The 16,728-nt window shown below is 69.3% G+C and carries 14 protein-coding genes; 9 read left to right on the forward strand and 5 right to left on the reverse strand.

Annotated elements, in window-relative coordinates:
* Positions 1-4: 4 nt before the first annotated feature.
* Both M3195_RS15715 and M3195_RS15720 read right to left on the reverse strand, forming a co-directional pair.
* A complete protein-coding gene (locus tag M3195_RS15715) occupies positions 5-979 on the reverse strand; it encodes an acetylxylan esterase (protein WP_251588961.1) in 975 nt (324 codons plus the stop codon).
* Between the two features lie 59 nt (positions 980-1,038).
* A complete protein-coding gene (locus tag M3195_RS15720) occupies positions 1,039-2,055 on the reverse strand; it encodes a LacI family DNA-binding transcriptional regulator (protein WP_251588963.1) in 1,017 nt (338 codons plus the stop codon).
* Positions 2,056-2,185: 130 nt separating this feature from the next.
* On the opposite strand from M3195_RS15720, the gene M3195_RS15725 reads away from it, so the two are divergent.
* The 6 genes from M3195_RS15725 (at position 2,186) to M3195_RS15750 (ending at position 11,211) form a co-directional block, all read left to right on the forward strand.
* Complete coding sequence (locus tag M3195_RS15725) at positions 2,186-3,418, forward strand: amino acid ABC transporter substrate-binding protein (protein ID WP_096713346.1); 1,233 nt, start codon at positions 2,186-2,188, stop codon at positions 3,416-3,418.
* A 10-nt stretch (positions 3,419-3,428) separates the two neighbouring features.
* Positions 3,429-4,313 (forward strand): branched-chain amino acid ABC transporter permease, encoded by an 885-nt coding sequence (locus tag M3195_RS15730; RefSeq protein ID WP_251588965.1) that lies wholly within the window; start codon positions 3,429-3,431, stop codon positions 4,311-4,313.
* Positions 4,297-5,415, forward strand: coding sequence for a branched-chain amino acid ABC transporter permease (locus tag M3195_RS15735; protein ID WP_251588966.1), 1,119 nt, complete (start codon positions 4,297-4,299; stop codon positions 5,413-5,415). Before M3195_RS15730 ends, M3195_RS15735 begins: the two co-directional genes overlap by 17 nt.
* Positions 5,412-6,164 (forward strand): ABC transporter ATP-binding protein, encoded by a 753-nt coding sequence (locus M3195_RS15740; protein ID WP_251588968.1) that lies wholly within the window; start codon positions 5,412-5,414, stop codon positions 6,162-6,164. The genes M3195_RS15735 and M3195_RS15740 overlap by 4 nt, the downstream gene beginning before the upstream one ends.
* Positions 6,154-6,900: an ABC transporter ATP-binding protein gene (locus M3195_RS15745; RefSeq protein WP_251588970.1), complete on the forward strand. Its 747-nt coding sequence runs from the start codon at positions 6,154-6,156 to the stop codon at positions 6,898-6,900. The genes M3195_RS15740 and M3195_RS15745 overlap by 11 nt, the downstream gene beginning before the upstream one ends.
* Before the next feature lie 210 nt (positions 6,901-7,110).
* Positions 7,111-11,211, forward strand: a complete 4,101-nt coding sequence (locus M3195_RS15750) for a PQQ-dependent sugar dehydrogenase (protein WP_251588972.1) — start codon at positions 7,111-7,113, stop codon at positions 11,209-11,211.
* Here the strand turns inward: M3195_RS15750 and M3195_RS15755 are convergent.
* Positions 11,195-12,085 (reverse strand): CPBP family intramembrane glutamic endopeptidase, encoded by an 891-nt coding sequence (locus tag M3195_RS15755; RefSeq protein ID WP_251588974.1) that lies wholly within the window; start codon positions 12,083-12,085, stop codon positions 11,195-11,197. The genes M3195_RS15750 and M3195_RS15755 overlap by 17 nt on opposite strands.
* A 132-nt stretch (positions 12,086-12,217) precedes the next feature.
* Positions 12,218-13,162, reverse strand: coding sequence for an SDR family oxidoreductase (locus M3195_RS15760; RefSeq protein WP_251588976.1), 945 nt, complete (start codon positions 13,160-13,162; stop codon positions 12,218-12,220).
* A gap of 122 nt (positions 13,163-13,284) precedes the next feature.
* Here M3195_RS15760 and M3195_RS15765 point away from each other — a divergent pair, with 122 nt between their 5' ends.
* On the forward strand, positions 13,285-14,127 hold the full coding sequence (locus tag M3195_RS15765; RefSeq protein ID WP_251588977.1) for a helix-turn-helix transcriptional regulator: 843 nt from the start codon (positions 13,285-13,287) through the stop codon (positions 14,125-14,127).
* 91 nt (positions 14,128-14,218) lie between these two features.
* On the opposite strand, the gene M3195_RS15770 is transcribed toward M3195_RS15765, so the two are convergent.
* Positions 14,219-14,752, reverse strand: coding sequence for a small multidrug efflux protein (locus M3195_RS15770; RefSeq protein WP_251588979.1), 534 nt, complete (start codon positions 14,750-14,752; stop codon positions 14,219-14,221).
* A 155-nt stretch (positions 14,753-14,907) separates the two neighbouring features.
* On the opposite strand from M3195_RS15770, the gene M3195_RS17155 reads away from it, so the two are divergent.
* Positions 14,908-16,122, forward strand: coding sequence for a sensor histidine kinase (locus tag M3195_RS17155; protein WP_251588981.1), 1,215 nt, complete (start codon positions 14,908-14,910; stop codon positions 16,120-16,122).
* The gene (locus tag M3195_RS15780) at positions 16,119-16,721 is read left to right on the forward strand and encodes a response regulator transcription factor (protein ID WP_251588983.1); all 603 of its coding nucleotides are present in this window, start codon (positions 16,119-16,121) and stop codon (positions 16,719-16,721) included. The genes M3195_RS17155 and M3195_RS15780 overlap by 4 nt, the downstream gene beginning before the upstream one ends.
* The last annotated feature ends 7 nt before the right edge of the window (positions 16,722-16,728 follow it).

The raw sequence follows: 16,728 nt of genomic DNA on the forward strand, positions 1-16,728 counted from the left end.
GGGCTCAGCGCGCCCCGACCACCTCGGCGAGGAACTGCGCCTGCCGCAGCCACTGCTCGCCCAGGCCGCCCTCGTGCTCGTTGAACGGGTAGTCCACGATGTCGGCGGTCCCACCCCAGCTGTTCCGCGCTGCGTACACCGTCGAGGGCGGGCAGACCTGGTCGAGCAGGGCGACCGAGAAGAGCGCGGGGGCCGTCGCACGCCCGGCGAAGTTGACGCCGTCGAAGTACGAGAGCGTCCGGAAGACCTCGTCGACCTGATCGCGGTGCACCGAGAGGTACCGCACGATCTCCTGGTACGGGTCGCGGCCGGTCATGCCGACGGCACGCTCGAAGTGGCAGAGGAACGGCACGTCGGGCATCACGGCGACGAGGTCGTCGGCGAGCCCGGCGACGGCGATGGCGATGCCCCCGCCCTGGCTCGTACCGGTCACGGCGACCCGCTGCGGGTCGAGTCCGTCGATGCCGCGAACGGCGTCGACCGCGAGCACCCCGTCGGTGAAGACGCGACGGTAGTAGTAATCGGCCGGGTCGAGGATGCCGCGGGTCATGTAGCCGGCCGCTGAAGGGCCGGTGCCGTGAGGGTCGGGGGTGCTTCCGCCGGTTCCCCATCCCGATCCCTGGCCGCGGGTATCCATGAACAGGTGAGCGTAGCCGGACGCGGCCCACGCGAGGTGCTCGTGGGGGAGCCCCCGTCCACCGTTGTAGCCGTTGTACTCGACGACGACCGGTAGCGGCTCGTGGGCTCCGGCGGGGCGCGTCAGCCACCCGGAGATCGGGTCGCCGTCGTACCCCGAGAACGTGACGTCGAAGACCTCCACGGTGCGCAGCGGCGACTCGACGCGAGTGAGGCGTGCCGGCTCCGCCTTGGCGCGGGATGCTGCAAGGGTCGTGCTCCAGAACTCGTCGAAGTCGGCGGGTTCGGCGACGTCGGGGCGGTAGGCGCGCAGCTGTTCGGGATCGAGATCGAAGCGGGGCATGACAGCATCCTGGCAGACGAACGGACCGCGCCCGATCGCCGGTCGACGGCATCCGCCGCTCAGGAGCGGGGCGGGCCCGAGGAGTCGCGGACGATCAGTTCGTGAGTCGTCGTCACCGCGCGTGGCTCATCGCTCTCCGGCCGCAGGATGAGGCCGACCGCGTGCTGCCCCATCTCGAACATCGGGATACGGGCGGTGGTCAGCGCGGGCGCGACGTCGGCGGCGACGGCGATGTCGTCGAACCCGACGACGGAGAGGTCGTCGGGTACCCGGATGCCGTGCTGTCGGAGCTCGCTGAGGATGCCGATGGCCATGGCGTCGTTGAGTCCGACGATCGCGGTGAGCTCCCTGTCGAGCAGCTCGCGCGCTCCGGCCATGCCGCCCTCGCGGGTGAAGGCGTGAGATACGACAGTGAGTTCGGCGTTCGCGTCGGCCAGCCCCTCTCGCAGGCCGGCGATGCGGTCGGTCACGGTGTTGAGCTCGAGCGGTCCGGCGACGACACCGATGCGGCGATGACCGAGGTCGGCGAGGTGGCGTCCGATCGAGACCCCGGCGCCGTGGTTGTCGGGGAGGACCGAGTCGATGGCCAGGTGGTGTCGTCCGATGGCCGCCGCACGGCCGCCCGCCTGAGCGAAGTCCGCGAGGGCCGCGGTCATGCGCTCCTCGTGCGAGGGGTCGGAGTAGCCGGAACCCGCGATGATGATCGAGCCGACCCGCTGCCGCCTGAGGGACTGCACCTGCGCGAGCTCGCTCTCAGGCGTGCGCTCGGCCTGCGCGATCTGCACCGAGCGGTTCTCGAGTGTGGCGCTGCGGATGACGCCGCTCGCGATCTCGGAGAAGTACGGGTCGCCGATCTCGTGCACGAGCAGCCCGATGGTCGGCACGAGACCGCCGGCGAGGCCGCGGGCGTGCAGGTCGGGCTCGTACCCGAGCTCCTTCGCGATGCGTCGGACATGCTCGGCGACCGCCTGCGAGATGCCCGATCCGCCGGTCATCGCGCGCGACGCGCTCGCGAGCGAGACCCCCGCGGCCTGGGCGACGTCGATCAGACGCGGTGTGCCGGTGATGCGCTTCATTGAGAACCTCCCCCAGGGAGCTAATCCGACGCGATAAGCGTTGAGGGTTGCTCTCGGCGTTTGTATCCCAGTATATTAGCGGAAGCGCTTACGAAAGCGCTTTCGCTACGATGACGTAGGAGACACCGCAATGACTGCACGCCGCCACAGCCGACGGATTCCCGCCGCGATCGGAACCGTCACCATCGCCGGTCTGCTGCTCGCAGCCTGTTCGGGAACGGGAGACGCGGGCGGAGGTGGAGAGGACGACCCGATCGTCATCGGGATCTCGCTGCCTCTGACCGGAGACTTCTCGGAGCCGGGCAAAGGCGTCGAGCGGGGCTACGAGGCCTGGCGCGACATCGTCAATGAGAACGGCGGGCTCCTCGGTCGCCCGGTCGAGCTCAAGATCCTCGACGACCAGTCCAACGCCGACCGCGTCGTCTCCGACTACGAGTCGCTCATCGCGCAGGACGGCGTGGACCTCGTGTTCGGGCCGTTCTCCACCCGCCTGGTCGTCCCCTCGGCTCGGGTCGCCCAGGAGTACGGCATGCTCTTCGTCGAGCCGGCCGGCGCCGCGGCGGAGGTGTTCGAGCAGGGCTTCGACAACCTCTTCTACGCCGCGCCCGCGATCGCGAACGACCACTACAACAACCTCGCCGACTATCTGCTCGCGCTTCCGGAGGACCAGCGCCCCGAGACCGCGGCCGTCGCAGCGATGGACGACCCCTTCGCGCAGGGCACCGCCTACGGCCTCCGCGACAAGCTGGAGGAGGCGGGCGTCGAGATCCTCGTCGACGAGGTCTACCCGCCGAACACCACGGACTTCTCCACCATCGCCGCGAAGATCGCGCAGTCGGACGCCGACATCGTGATCGGCGGGACGCAGTACCAGGATGCGGTGAACCTCATCATCGCGCTGCAGCAGCTGAACTACCAGCCCGAGCTCGCCGCCTTCTCGACCGCTCCGACGAACCCCGAGTTCGCCGCGGCGATCGGCGGGGCGACCGAGGGCATCCTCGCGCCCACCGGATACTCGCCGGACTCGCAGTTCCCCAGCAACATCGAATTCGTCGAGAAGTACACCGAGATGCACGGGAACCCACCAGCCGAAGACGAGGCGAACGCCTACACGACGGGTCAGGTCGTCGCCGCCGCCGTCGAGGCGGTGGGCTGTGCCGAGCAGGGCGAGTGCCAGCAGGAGCTGATCGACTGGCTCCGCGAGAACGAGGTGGAGACGGTCGTCGGTCCGCTCAGCTGGGATGAGACGGGCAAGCCCACCGGCGCTCACCTCATCCAGCAGTGGGTCGGCGGCGAGATCCGGATCGTCCTGCCCGAGGACGTCAAGGAGACCGACTTCCTCTTCCCGAAGCCGACGTGGTGATCAGCACATCGTGAGCGGATCCCTCCTTCTTCAAAGCCTCATCCTCGGCATCCTGCTGGGCGGGCTCTACGCCCTCCTGGCAGCCGGGCTCACCCTCTACTTCGGCATCATGCGCGTCGTCATGATCGCGCACTCCGCCTTCCTGATCCTCGCGGCGTACCTCGCCTGGTGGTTCAACCGCGAGACGGGGATCGATCCGCTGGTATCGCTGGTCGTCACGGTGCCGCTGTTCTTCCTGACCGGCGTCGTGATGCAGCGGCTGCTCGTGTCCCGGCTCAAGCCGCTGACGCTCACGATGATGTCGGTGCTGCTGACGTTCGCGGTGGCGCTCATCATCGAGGGAGCGCTCGGGTTCTTCTTCTCCGGAACCCAGCGCCGCATCCCGCTGCCCTACGCGAGTGCGAGCATCGAGGTCCTCGGCGCCCAGGTGCCGGTGGTCAAGCTGATCGCGTTCGGGTTGGCGGCCGTCGCCCTCGCCGGTCTCTTCGCGCTGCTGAAGTACACGAAGTTCGGTCAGGCGCTGCGGGCGACGATCCAGCACCCCGAAGCGGCGCGTCTGGTCGGCATCAACACCGACCGAGTGGCGGGCTACGGCTTCGGACTCGGCCTTGCGACCGCGGCGATCGGCGGCACGGCCCTCTCTCTCGACGCCACGATCTACCCCTCGCTGCACTGGCACTGGATCGGACCGCTCATGGCGATCATCGTCGTCGGCGGTCTCGGCAGCATCCCGGGTGCGGCGATCGCCGCCCTCGTGCTCGGCATCGCGCAGAGCCTGCTGCAGCTGCCGCTCGGGCCGACGTGGGCCCAGACGGTGTTCTACGTCGCACTGTTCGCCACGCTCATGTTCCGTCCGCAGGGATTCTTCGGAGGTCGTCTTGCCCAGCGTTTCTAGCCGCGAACCGATCGCGACCGAGACGGTCGTCGTCGCTCCGCCCGCCCCCGTCCGCCGCCCGTCGGCGACCTGGGTGCGCCTCGTCCTGATCGTGATCGGGGCGGCGCTCATCCTCTCCTTCCCGGCCATCGCTCCGAACCCGTACATCCTCTCCGCGGGCGTCGTCATCCTGAACTACGCCGTCCTGTCGACCGGGTGGAACTTCATGGGCGGGTTCACCGGGTACATCTCCCTGGGGCACGCGGCCTACTTCGGGCTCGGCGCCTACGGCACCGGTCTGCTGATCAAGTACCTCGCGCTGCCCGGCTTCGTCGCCTGGATCCTCGCGACCGTCCTCGTGGCCGTGATCGCCATCCCGATCGGCATCGCCGCCCTCCGGGTGCGCGGCGCGTCGTTCGTGATCGTCTCGATCGCGTTCGTGCTCATCATGCTCCTGGTGTTCCAGAGCTGGCGCGACGTCACGGGCGGATCCGAGGGGCTCAACGTCCCCCGTCCGTTCCCGGGAATGCTGCGCCCAGAGCACCACCGCGTGTTCTTCTACCTGTTCGTCGCGATCCTCGCGGTGGCCCTGCTCACCTGGTGGATCATCGACCGGTCGAAGTTCGGCACCGCGCTGAAGTCGATCCGCGAGGACGAGGACAAGGCGCAGTCGCTCGGTGTCCCGACGACCCGTTACAAGCTCATCGCCTACATCCTCTCGGCGTTCTTCGTGGCGCTCGGCGGCGGTCTGTACGCGCTGTGGTTCGGCGACCTCGACCCGATCTTCCAGTTCTCGATCCTCATCGGCTCGTACATGGTGCTCATGGCTCTGCTCGGCGGCGTGCGCAACCTGTTCGGCCCGCTGCTCGGAGCCGTCGTGGTCGGCGTCGCGCTGGAGTACTTCAAGCTCGAGTTCGGCGACACGCAGTTCCACCTCATCGCCACCGGCATCCTGCTCGGCGTCGTCGTGCTCTTCATGCCCGACGGCGTGATCCCCGCCGTCGGATCGTTGTTCCGGCGGAAGTCCGACCAGGCCTCGATCCGAGAGGTCACTGCGGCGCAGCTGCTCGAGCAGAACGAGAAGCGAAAAGCGGATGCCGCGAGCAAGGAGACGTCAGCATGAACGCCGCCACCACCACGCTCGAGAGCCTGAGCACCGACTCGATGACGAAGTCGTTCGGCGGCGTCACCGCCGTCGACGCGGCCTCCGTCCGCTTCCAGGAGGGCAAGGTCAACGGCCTGATCGGGCCCAACGGATCAGGCAAGACCACGTTCTTCAATTGCGTGACCGGCATGATCAAGCCCGACTCGGGCGAGGTGCGCTACCGGGGTCAGTCGATCACGCGGAAGTCTCCCGACCGTATCGCGCGGGCGGGGATCGGACGCAGCTTCCAGCTGTGCCGAGTCTTCCCGCGGATGACCGTGATGGAGAACCTGCTCGTCGCGGTGCGGAGCACGAGCATCCGTCAGCAGCTGCGATCGGCGCACGATCCCGACGAGCTGGAACGAGCACGCGGATGGCTGCGACGCGTCGGCATCGACCACCTCGAGCACGCCGAGGCCCGCAACCTCAGCTACGGCCAGCAGAAGCTCCTCGAGCTCGCGGGCGTGCTCATGGGCGAGCCGGACACGATCATGCTCGACGAGCCGGCCGGCGGCGTGAACCCCGCCCTCATCGGTCGCATCGCCACCCTCGTGCGCGAACTCAACGAGGAGGGCAAGACCTTCATCATCGTCGAGCACAACATGGAGATGGTCATGAGCCTGTGCGATCACGTCGTGGTCTTCGACCGCGGCCGGCCGATCGCCGAGGGCACCCCCGAGATCATCCAGCAAGATCCGCGCGTCCTGGAGGCCTACCTTGGAGTCTGAAGCGAAGAACCTGCTCGAACTGCGCGACATCGAGGCCGGCTACGGCCGCGCCGCGCTCGTGCTCCGAGGGCTCACCGTCGAGGTGCCGCCCGGGTCGGTCGTCTGCCTCGTCGGCCCGAACGGCGCGGGCAAGTCGACCGTGCTCAAGGTCGCCAGCGGCATGCTCAAGCCGCGGTCGGGGCGCATCGAGGTCGACGGCCGTGACATCACGGGCGACGGACCGCAGTCGATGCTGCGCAACGGCCTCGCCCACGTCCTGCAGGGGCACAGCGTCTTCCGTGAGATGACGGTCGGCGAGAACGTCATGCTCGGCGCGTTCACCCTCAAAGACCAGAAGGTCATCCAGGAGCGCGTCGAGTTCGTGCAGAACCTCTTCCCGATCGTCGGGGAGCGGTGGAAGCAGCTCGCGGGTCTGCTCTCCGGCGGCCAGCAGAAGCAGGTCGAGTTCGCGCGCTCGCTCATGGTCAGTCCGAAGGTCGTGCTGCTCGACGAGCCGTCGATGGGACTCGACCCCAAGACGACCGAGAAGGTGTTCGAGCAGGTCGTGCGGATGCGGGACGCCGGCACCGCCGTGCTGCTCGTCGAGCAGAACGCCCGCCGCGCACTCGAGACCGCCGACATCGGCTGCGTGCTCGACCTCGGTCGGGTCCACATCTCGGGTCCGGCATCCGACCTGCTCGCCGACCCCACGCTGGCCGCGCTCTACCTCGGAGGGAAGCCCGCCGCCAACCACTGATCCGCACCCTGACGGGTAGGTAGTCAGTCCGCTCGTCACGATCGTCCGCTCCGCTGCGGTGCCGCCCCGGAGCGAGACAGCAGTCACCCCGGCACGACACCGCACGACGACGACGTTGAGAGGTTTCTGATGCAGGAACGAAGCATGCGATCGACGCAGGGTAACGAAAGTGCGGGAGGGGCTCCGCCGTCCCGCCGGGCACGCAGACGGATGGCCGCCGGAGCGGTCGCCGCGATCATGGCGGGTGGGCTGCTCGCGGCATCCCCGGCCGCGGCCGCGGAGCCGTTCACCGAGCTGATCGACTTCGAGGACTACCAGCGCACGGCCCTGAACGGTCAGGACGGATGGGTCGCCTCGGCCGCGCCGCAGGTGGTCGCCGACCCGCTGAACGGCAACAACCAGGTGGTCGAGTCGGTCGGCGGAGGGCAGCAGGCCTACCGGGACATCCCCGCGATCGCCGAGGGCGACACCGGCACGCTGTTCTTCCGGTTCCTGCGCACCGGCAGCGTCGACACCTCGTTCGGCCTCACCGACGTCGATGCGCCGAACGACTACACGCACAGCCGCGCCTACGTGAACAACCAGAACGACGACGTGCTGCGCGTCCGCGACGGAGGGGCGTTCCAGCCCGCCGGCGTGTGGTCGCGCGACGCCTGGCAGTGCGTGTGGATCGTCGCCGACAACGCGAACGATCAGGTCGCCGTCTACAGTCAGGGCGGCCCGTACGAGCAGATCACCCGTTTGCCGGAGGGCACCGAGGAGCAGTTCGGGTTCCGTCAGGCCGTCGACGGCTCGCTCGACCGCTTCTTCTGGAAGAACGGCTCATCGAGCGCCGGTCGCCTGCTGCTCGACGACGTCGCGGTCGACACCGCCCGCGAGAACCTCGCGATCGCCACCGGCAACGACGGCGACTGCGCACCAGGGGAGACGCCGGCTCAGCCGCTGCTCAACCCGCTGCCCGACCCCCAGCTCGCCTCCCTCGGCATCGAGGTCACGGAGCTCGCGCAGCTGCCGGCGTCGCAGACCACCCCGGCCACGCAGGATCCCCGTCTCGTGCGGCACAACCGCATCACGCACCTCGACGAGGTGCCGGACGGATCGGGTCGCCTGATGGTGCCGGACAACAACGCGATCCTCTACCTCGTCGACAAGGCGTCGGGCGAGTACGTGCCGTATCTGAACGTGCGGGATCAGTTCGTCGACAACTTCCACAACAGCGCGGGGCTCGGCACCGGACTCGGCGCCGCGGAGTTCCACCCCGATTTCGCCGACAACGGGCTGTTCTACACCGTGCACACCGAGGGCGGCACGGCGCTGACCGAGGATGCCCCCGACTTCCCCGCCTACGGCAACACGCAGTTCCACAGCGTGATCACCGAATGGAAGGCCACCGATCCGTCGGCGGCGACGTTCGCCGGCACCCACCGCGAGGTCATGCGCATACCTTTCGGCGGCCGCGTGCACACCGTGCAGCAGATCGCGTTCAACCCGACCGCGGAGCCGGACACTGCCGAGTACGGCATCCTGTACATCCTCGTCGGGGACGGCGGGAACGGCGTGGGCAACGGCAACCCGCAGGACCTCGCGACGCCGCAGGGCAAGGTGCTGCGCATCGACCCGACCGGATCCGACAGTGCGAACGGCGCCTATGGCGTGCCGGCCGACAACCCCTTCGTCGGTCAGGCCGGGGCTCTTCCCGAGATCTACGCGGTGGGTCTTCGCGATCCGCACCGGATCAGCTGGGACCCGGAGGGCGACCACACCATGTACCTCGCTCACATCGGCGAGTGGCAGGTCGAGTCGATCTACGCCGTCGAACCGGGGGACAACTTCGGGTGGTCGGTGCGCGAGGGGTCGTTCCTCGCCGAGAACCGACAGATCTTCCCGCTTCCCGCCGACGACGCGCAGTACGGGTTCACCTACCCGGTCGCGGCCTATGACCACAACCGTGATCCCGGGCAGACGGGAGATGCCGGGGTGGCCGTGAACGGCGGATTCGTCTATCGCGGCGACATCGCCGAGCTGCAGGGACGCTATCTCTTCACCGATCTCGTGCGCGGCTGGGTGCTCTCGACGCAGGCCGACGAGATGGTCCGCAACGACGGCGACATCGAGGACCTCGCGACGATCGAGCAGCTGCGGGTCTTCGCCGATGGCGTCGAGACGACGTTCCAGGAACTCGTCGGCGACACACGCGTCGATCTGCGGTTCGGGTCGGATGCCGACGGCGAGCTGTACCTCGTATCGAAGGCCAACGGGAAGATCTGGAAGGTGACGGGTGCGCGAGAGACAGGTGCACCGGCATCGCCCTTCGTCCTCCCCGAACTCGCGCCGAACGTCGTGACCCACCACGATTTCGACCACCCCGGTACCGCGAACCCGACGGTCGAGGTCGATCAGGGGCGCTCCGGCACCGACATCTCTCTCATCAACGGCGGGGTCGAGATGCGCGTCGCCGACAGCGCGTACGCCGGCGCGGGCAAGGCGCTGCAGACGCAGCAGATGAGCCCGCGCACCGCGTCGAACGACGACTGGAAGGCGGGCGTCTACGACTCCTCGGGGGTCGACTCGCTTTCGGCGTTCGCCGGCGCCGAGCAGGTCTCCGTGATGGGCTGGTTCAAGCCGACGGGCGACCATCCGGCGCTGAACTCCGGCACGGCGACTCCCGACGATGTGTACAACGCGATCGGACTCGCCGGCGTGCTCACCGGCACGTCCGACGGGCACGCCGTGCGCGCTCTGCTCGAAGTCATCACGGTCGACGGCGAGCTGAAGCTCGTCGCCCTGGGCCGCCGCGTGGACGGAGCGGGGTCCTGGACCTTCGCCGCCGACCTGCCGTGGGACGAGATCCTGAAGAAGGGGCAGTGGGTGCACCTCGCCGCGACGTTCGACTTCGCCGCCGGAGAGATGAAGCTGTTCATGAACGGCGAGGAGCTGGCAGGTCGGTACACGGCATCCAACCCCTGGGGCGAGGGCGCGACGTCCGACACCGCACCGGCAGGCATCAAGATCGGCGGCAGCTTCCCGCAGAACACGCGCGAGGCGAATCCGTTCCATGGGCGCATGGACGATGTGATGCTGCTCGACACCGTACCCACCGCCGAGCAGGTCGCGGCGCAGTACGCGCTGTACGGTGCGGCGCCGAGTGAGCCGCCGGCACCCGCCCCGTGCCTGCCCGACGGCGAGGTCATCACCGACGTCATGGATGCCGCGAACTGGGCGCCTCGGACTCCCGCGAAGTGGGACTTCTCCGGCGACGAGATCGTGCTCACCGAACCGGGAACGGATCCGGCTGACGGCATCCGCCGTCCGTTCGAGTACGCCGTGCTGACCGAAGGGGAGGAGCTGGGTTCGTTCGACCTGACGGCGCAGGTGCGTCTCGACGAGAAGGCGTCGGTGAACAACCGCGACGTGATCCTGGTCTTCGGATGGCAGTCCGACACCGAGTACTACTACGCCCATCTGTCGAAGGACAACACGATCTACCCGCACAACGGCATCTTCAAGGTGAACGGGGTCGACCGTGAGCGGATCGACGACCAGTGGAACGGCACGGTCGGCGCGCCGCCCGCGGTGACCGACGAGGAGTGGCACGATGTGCGGCTCATCCGGTGCGCCGACACGGGTCAGGTCGCCGTGTACCTCGACGGACTGGACGCGCCGCTGATGACGGCGACCGACACAACCTTCCCGACCGGGCGGGTGGGCTTCGGATCGTTCGACAACGTCGGTCGGCTGCGGGACCTCTCCGTCACGGCCGCCGCGGTCGACGACGTCGATCCCCGCGTCACGGTGAAGAGCGAGCCGGGCGCGACGGTCGGACGCGACGGTGTCTACAGCCGGGTGTCGTTCAAGCTCCACGACGAGGGCAGGATCGATCGCTTGACGCTGAACGGAGTGGAGAAAGACCTCACGGATGCCGTCTGGTCGGACCTCAACGGTGTCGTGCCCGGAGCGTTCGGAGCCGTGGAGGGGATGAACACCCTGATCGTCTCCGATGTCGGGGGCAACGCGACGACCGTCGTCTTCACTCTCGACGTCACGCCGCCGACCGTCACGGTCAAGGGCGGATCGACCCAGTCGATCGGGGGAGACGGGGTGTACAGCAGGGTCTCGTTCAAGCTCTACGACGCGGGCAAGGTCGATCTCGTGGTGCTGAACGGCGAGGTGAAGAACGTCACGGATGCCGTGTGGTCCGATCTCAACGCCGTGGTGCCCGGATCGATGGGTGCCGTGGCCGGCGACAACACGCTCGTCGTACGTGATGTCGCCGGCAATGCGACCACCGTGCGGTTCACCCTGACGGAGTAGCCATCGCCGACCTCGAGGCGCGGCGGGTGCGCCGCGCCTCGAGGATCAGCACGACGATCGTCATGGGGAGCGCCAGCGCCATCAGTGCCTGGCCCCCGATCGCGGTGGCGTTCACGAGGTCGAAGAGCGGCGACTCGGCGCTCCCGCTGGCCGCGACCTGCAGGTAGTTGTTCGTGAAGTGCACCGCGACCGCGAGCCAGATGCCGGCGACGCGGCGGGCGAGGTAGCACGCGGAGCCGAGCAGGAACGTGAACACGACCTGCCCCAGGGTGCCCTCGACATCGGCGCCGGCGAACAGATTGAGGAAGTGCATCGCGGCGAACCCCGCGGACGTGAGAAGCCAGACGAGCCATTCCGGCACGCCGGACCCGCGCAGCCCGATCACCGCGACACCTCGCCAGCAGAACTCCTCGATGACGGCGACGACCAGCATGAAGGCAGCCTGCAGAGCCAGCAGCCGCCAGTCGGGGCGGGGAGTCGCGATGACGCCGATCAGGGTGGCGACGGTGAAGAGGGCGGCAGTCGCGATGGGGAGGGCGCCGAAGGCGCGGGGGCGGAGCGGGTACGGTTCGAACTGCAGCAACCGCCACCAGCGCATCACCGTGATGAACGCGAGCACGGCGATCAGCTCGAAGGCGAAATCGTCGAAGAGCAGATCGGCGAGGGGCTGCAGGTTCTGGAGGGCGCCGAACGGATCGTCGCTGCGATCCTCCTCGGCCGATCCTCCGAACAGCGGGGCGAGTCGGTTCACGTAGGGCGCGATGACCAGGACGAAGACGAAGATGAGCGCGACCGTCAGGGTCGGGCGGTACGGCCGCGAGTCGGGGCTGGTCGAGACGCGCGCGTTCGAACGGAGAGGAGGAGGGAGTGTCACTGGGGTTCCCGGGAGAAGTCGTTGGACAGGACCTCCCGACCGTAGCGACGACGTGTTCACGGCTGGCGGGCGGAGTCTGAAACGGGTGCACGAGCCGCTCGGCCTCGACGGCGTCGTCTGTCCCGCTCGTGCTCACACCCGCGGATAATCGACGCCCGTGAGCGCCTGGGACAGCATCCAGATGCGACGAGCGTCGTCCCCGCTGCGCAGTCGCGAATACAGCGGCTGCTCCGCGGGCGCGCCGCCCAGATGCAACGGGCCGCTCGGGCCGTAGAAGGCGCCGCCCCGGGACTCGGGGGAGACGGCGGCGTACAGCGCGGGCAGCGCGGCGGACTCGGGGGTCCCGAGCAGGACACCTCGGGCCGACAGCCAGCGGATCAGGCGCACGTCGACGCCGTCTCGGGCGCGTCCGAGCTCCGGGCGGGCGGCGAGAAGACTCGTCGGCGCGACGCCGGGGTGAGCCAGGTTGCTGCTGATGCCCCAACCGCCTGCCCGGCTGCGCCGATCGAGTTCGAGGCCGAACAGTCCGAACGCGATCTTCGAGTGGCTGTAGGCCCTGCCGCCGCGGTACGACCGCTCCCAGTTCGGGTCATCCCAGTTGATCGCCCCCTGGTTCGCCGAGATGCTGATCTGGGACGTCACCCGCGCGCGACCCTCGCGCAGGAGCGGCAGCAGATGCGCGACGAGTGCGAAGTGCCCCAGGTGGTTGGTGCCGAACTGCAACTCGAAGCCGTCGGCCGTCGTCTGACGCTCCGGCGGCGTCATGACGCCCGCGTTGTTCACCAGCAGATGGATGGGCGCCCCGTCGGCGCGCATCGTGGCTCCGAACGACTCGACCGACTCCAGCGACGAGAGATCGAGCGGCAGCGTGAGCACCCGTGCATCAGGGGCGTCGGCGCGGATCGCCCGCACCGCGGCATCCCCCTTCGTGCTGTTGCGCACCGGCAGGATCACCTCCGCGCCCTGTCGCGCCAGCCGTGCGGCGATGCGCAGACCGATGCCGTCGCTGCCGCCGGTGACGACGGCGCGTCGGCCGGTCAGAGACGGGAGGGTGATGTCGGGGGTGCGTGGTGTCATGGCGTGCTCCTCGGTGTCGCCGTCCACTCTCGCGGGCCGGCGGCGCCGTATCCAGGACATGACGATCAGTGGATGCCGTCACCGCGCCGTGTGAGGATCGAACCGACCAACCAGGGGGATCCATGCCGATCGATCGCGATGCGCTCGCCGAGTTCCTGCGTCACCGCCGCGAGGTGCTGCAGCCGGAGGACGTCGGTCTGCAGCGGGGGAGCCGACGCCGCACGGCGGGACTCCGGCGCGAGGAGGTGGCGGCGCTCAGTCATATGTCGCCCGACTACCTCGCCCGGTTGGAGAGGGGCAGCGGGCCGCAGCCGTCCGCGCAGATGCTGTCGTCGATCGCCCAGGGCCTGCACCTCACCCTCGACGAACGCGATCACCTCTTCCGACTGGCCGGCCACCGTCCACCGCAGAGCGGAGCCGGCGCCGAGCACATCAGCCCGGGGATGCTGCGCATCCTCGACCGGCTCGAAGACACGCCCGCCGAGATCGTGACCGAGCTGGGGGAGACCCTGCGGCAGACTCCGCTCGGCGTCGCGCTCACCGGAGACACAGCTGGTCTCACGGGGCCGGAGCGCAGTCTCGGGTTCCGTTGGTTCACGGATGCCCGCACCCGAGCGCTGTACCACCCCGACGATCACGAGTTCCTCGTGCGGCTGTGGGCCTCCGGTCTGCGCGAGCTGATCTCGCTGCGCGGTCCGCGGTCGCGCGCGGCCGAGTACTCGCGCCTGCTCGTCGAGCGCAGCGCGGAGTTCCGGGCGGCCTGGGGCCGTCAGGAGGTCGGCATCCGCCCGCGGGAGACGAAGCGCTTCGTGCATCCGGAGCTCGGCGAGATCGAACTCGCCTGCCAGACGCTCGTCGACCCGGTGCAGTCGCATCTGCTCCTCGTGTACACGGCGGTGCCCGGCACGGAGAGCCACGAGAAGCTCCAGCTCCTGGCGACGCTCGCGCCGCGCTCGGCGCGGTGACGTGCAGCATCCGGCACCCCCGGTCGCAGTTCGTGCCGCCGAGATGCGATCTCGGCGGCACCAACTGCGACCGGGGTGCGGAGTCCGCGCGTCAGCGGATGGCGTAGATCGCGCCGCTGATGATCAGGGTGACCGCGGTGGTCCAGAGGATGATCGCCGCGGCCTGCCAGATGAGCACGCGGCCCTTGCCGACGCCCGACGCGGCGAGCATGGTCGCGGTGAAGTGGGTCGGCAGCAGCAGGGGGCCGAGCAGGCTCACGCCGGGTACGCCGTACCGCTCGAATGCCCGCTGGAACTTGGCGCGGCGTGCCGAGCCGCGGTCGGCCTCGGCATCCACCTCGGCGAGCGAGCCGCCGCCGGCCGCGACGGCCTCGCGGTTGCGCGAGCGGGTGACGATCGCCTTGCGGGCGCCGGCACCGGCGATGACGAGGATCGCGACGCACAGGAAGTTGCCGGCCATCGCCGCGAGAGCGGCGATCACCGGGTGGATGCCGCCGATGATGCCGATCGCAGCGGCGCCCTCACCCTCGATGAAGGGAATCGCGCCGGCGAGAGCGACGATGAGCGGCTGGACGAGGTCGGGCACCTGGGCGACGAGGTTCTGGAACGTCTCGACGAGGTTCATGGTGTGCTCCTGAGGTTCGGGAGGGCGGGCTCTCCGCCTTGATGGGACAAGTCCATCGCGTCGGCGGAGTGCGCGGCAGTGTCGCGCCGTCACCGGTTTCCGGGTGCTTCGCACGCGGCATCCATGACAACTGTCACGCCCCTATGGTGGGAGGGGTGAGCAGCCCTTCCGCCGTCGCCGGTCCGCTCGGCGACCCGCCTCCTGGAGCTCGCGCGCTCGCTCGCGGCATCACCGCGACGTGGTGGTACACGGTCACCGCCGTCGTCTTCATCGAACTGTTCCTCGTCTTCGCGTGGGCGCTCCGCGTGCTCGCGACGCCCGTGGACCCGATCGCGACCGTCGTGGTCGGCGCCGGCGGCATCGTCTGGCTGGTGTCGACGATGGTGCTCCTCTCGGCCTATCGCCACCGGGTCGAGAACGGGCCGGGATTCCCGTGGGCGCGGATCGCCGTGCCGCTGCTCGTCGCCGTCGCCTACGGTGCCGCGGCCGGGCTCGCGGCCGACAGCTGGCTGTTCGGGGTCATGCCCCTCGCCCAGTCGGTCGTGCTGCTGAACTGGCAGCGCGGTGTACGGGTGCGGGTCGTGGGTCTCGCCACTCTCGTGATGATCGGCTTCGCATTCGTCGACGGCGCACGCGGCGCCCTGGGCGTGGGCATCCCCGAGTGGATTCCCACGCTCTATGCGATCGTCATCCCGGCGATGTCGGTGTCGTCGCTGTGGTGGTGGGACGTGCTGGTGACCCTCGATCGGGCCCGCGCGTCCGAGGCGCGCCTCGCCGCGACCCAGGAGCGTCTGCGCATCGCGACCGACGTGCACGACCTGCAGGGTCATCATCTGCAGGTCATCGCGCTGCAGCTGGAACTCGCCGAACGGCTCATGGCGCGAGACCCGGACGGCGCGCTGGACCAGCTCCGTGCCGCACGCGCCAGCGTCGACGACGCCAGGCAGGGGACCCGCGACCTCGCCACCCGGTTCCGGTCGGTGCCGCTCGGCGACGAGGTCGCCAACGCCCGCGACCTGTTGAGTGCCGCGGGCATCTCCGTCGATGCGGAGATCGCTGCGGATGCCGGCGAGGCACCGGCATCCGCACTCGGGCCCGTGATCCGCGAGACGACGACGAATGTGCTTCGTCACGGGGCGGGGCGCCGCGCGCGGCTCACCTTCGCGCGTGCCGACGGCGGGTGGCGGTATGAAGTGGTCAACGACGTCGACCCCTCCGCGCGGCGTGAGCACACGGGATCCGGCCTCGACGGCGTGAAGAGGCGCATCGCCGAGGTCGGCGGCACGCTGGAGGTGCGCGACGAGGGCGACGAGTTCGCCGTCGTCGTCACCGTACCGGCGAGTGATGGGGTGCAGGGAGGGCGACGATGATCCGAGTGCTGCTCGCCGATGACGAGGGCATGATCCGTTCGGCGCTCGCCGCGCTACTGCGTCTGGAGGGCGACATCGACGTGGTCGCCGAGTGCGAGGACGGCGAGCAGGCGGTCGCCGAGGCGCTGCGTCTGACGCCGGACGTCTGTCTCCTCGATCTGGAGATGCCGGGTCTCGACGGCGTCGAGGTCGCCGAGCGGCTGAACCGCGCGATCGCGACCCGGTGCGTGGTGGTCACCCGTCATGCTCGCCCCGGTGTGCTGCGGCGTGCCCTGGCCTCCGGAGTGGCGGGATTCCTGCCCAAGTCCCGGGGAGCGGACGAGGTCGCCGACGTCATCCGCCGGGTCGCCGCCGGAGCGCGCTACGTCGACCCTCAGATCGCTGCCGACGCTCTCAGCGACGAGCGCTCTCCTCTCACCGACCGCGAGCTCGACGTGCTGCGTGCCGGTCGACGGGGCGAGACGACGGGGCAGATCGCCCGCGCTCTGTCGCTCGCGCCGGGGACCGTGCGCAACCACATCTCGGCCGTGCTGGCGAAGCTCTCGGTCTCCACGCGTCAGCAGGCCGTGCTGCTCGCCGAGGAGCGCGGCTGGATCTGAACCGGTC

Origin of the sequence: Microbacterium hydrocarbonoxydans (genome assembly GCF_023715885.1) — a bacterium.
GTDB lineage: Bacteria > Actinomycetota > Actinomycetes > Actinomycetales > Microbacteriaceae > Microbacterium > Microbacterium hydrocarbonoxydans_C.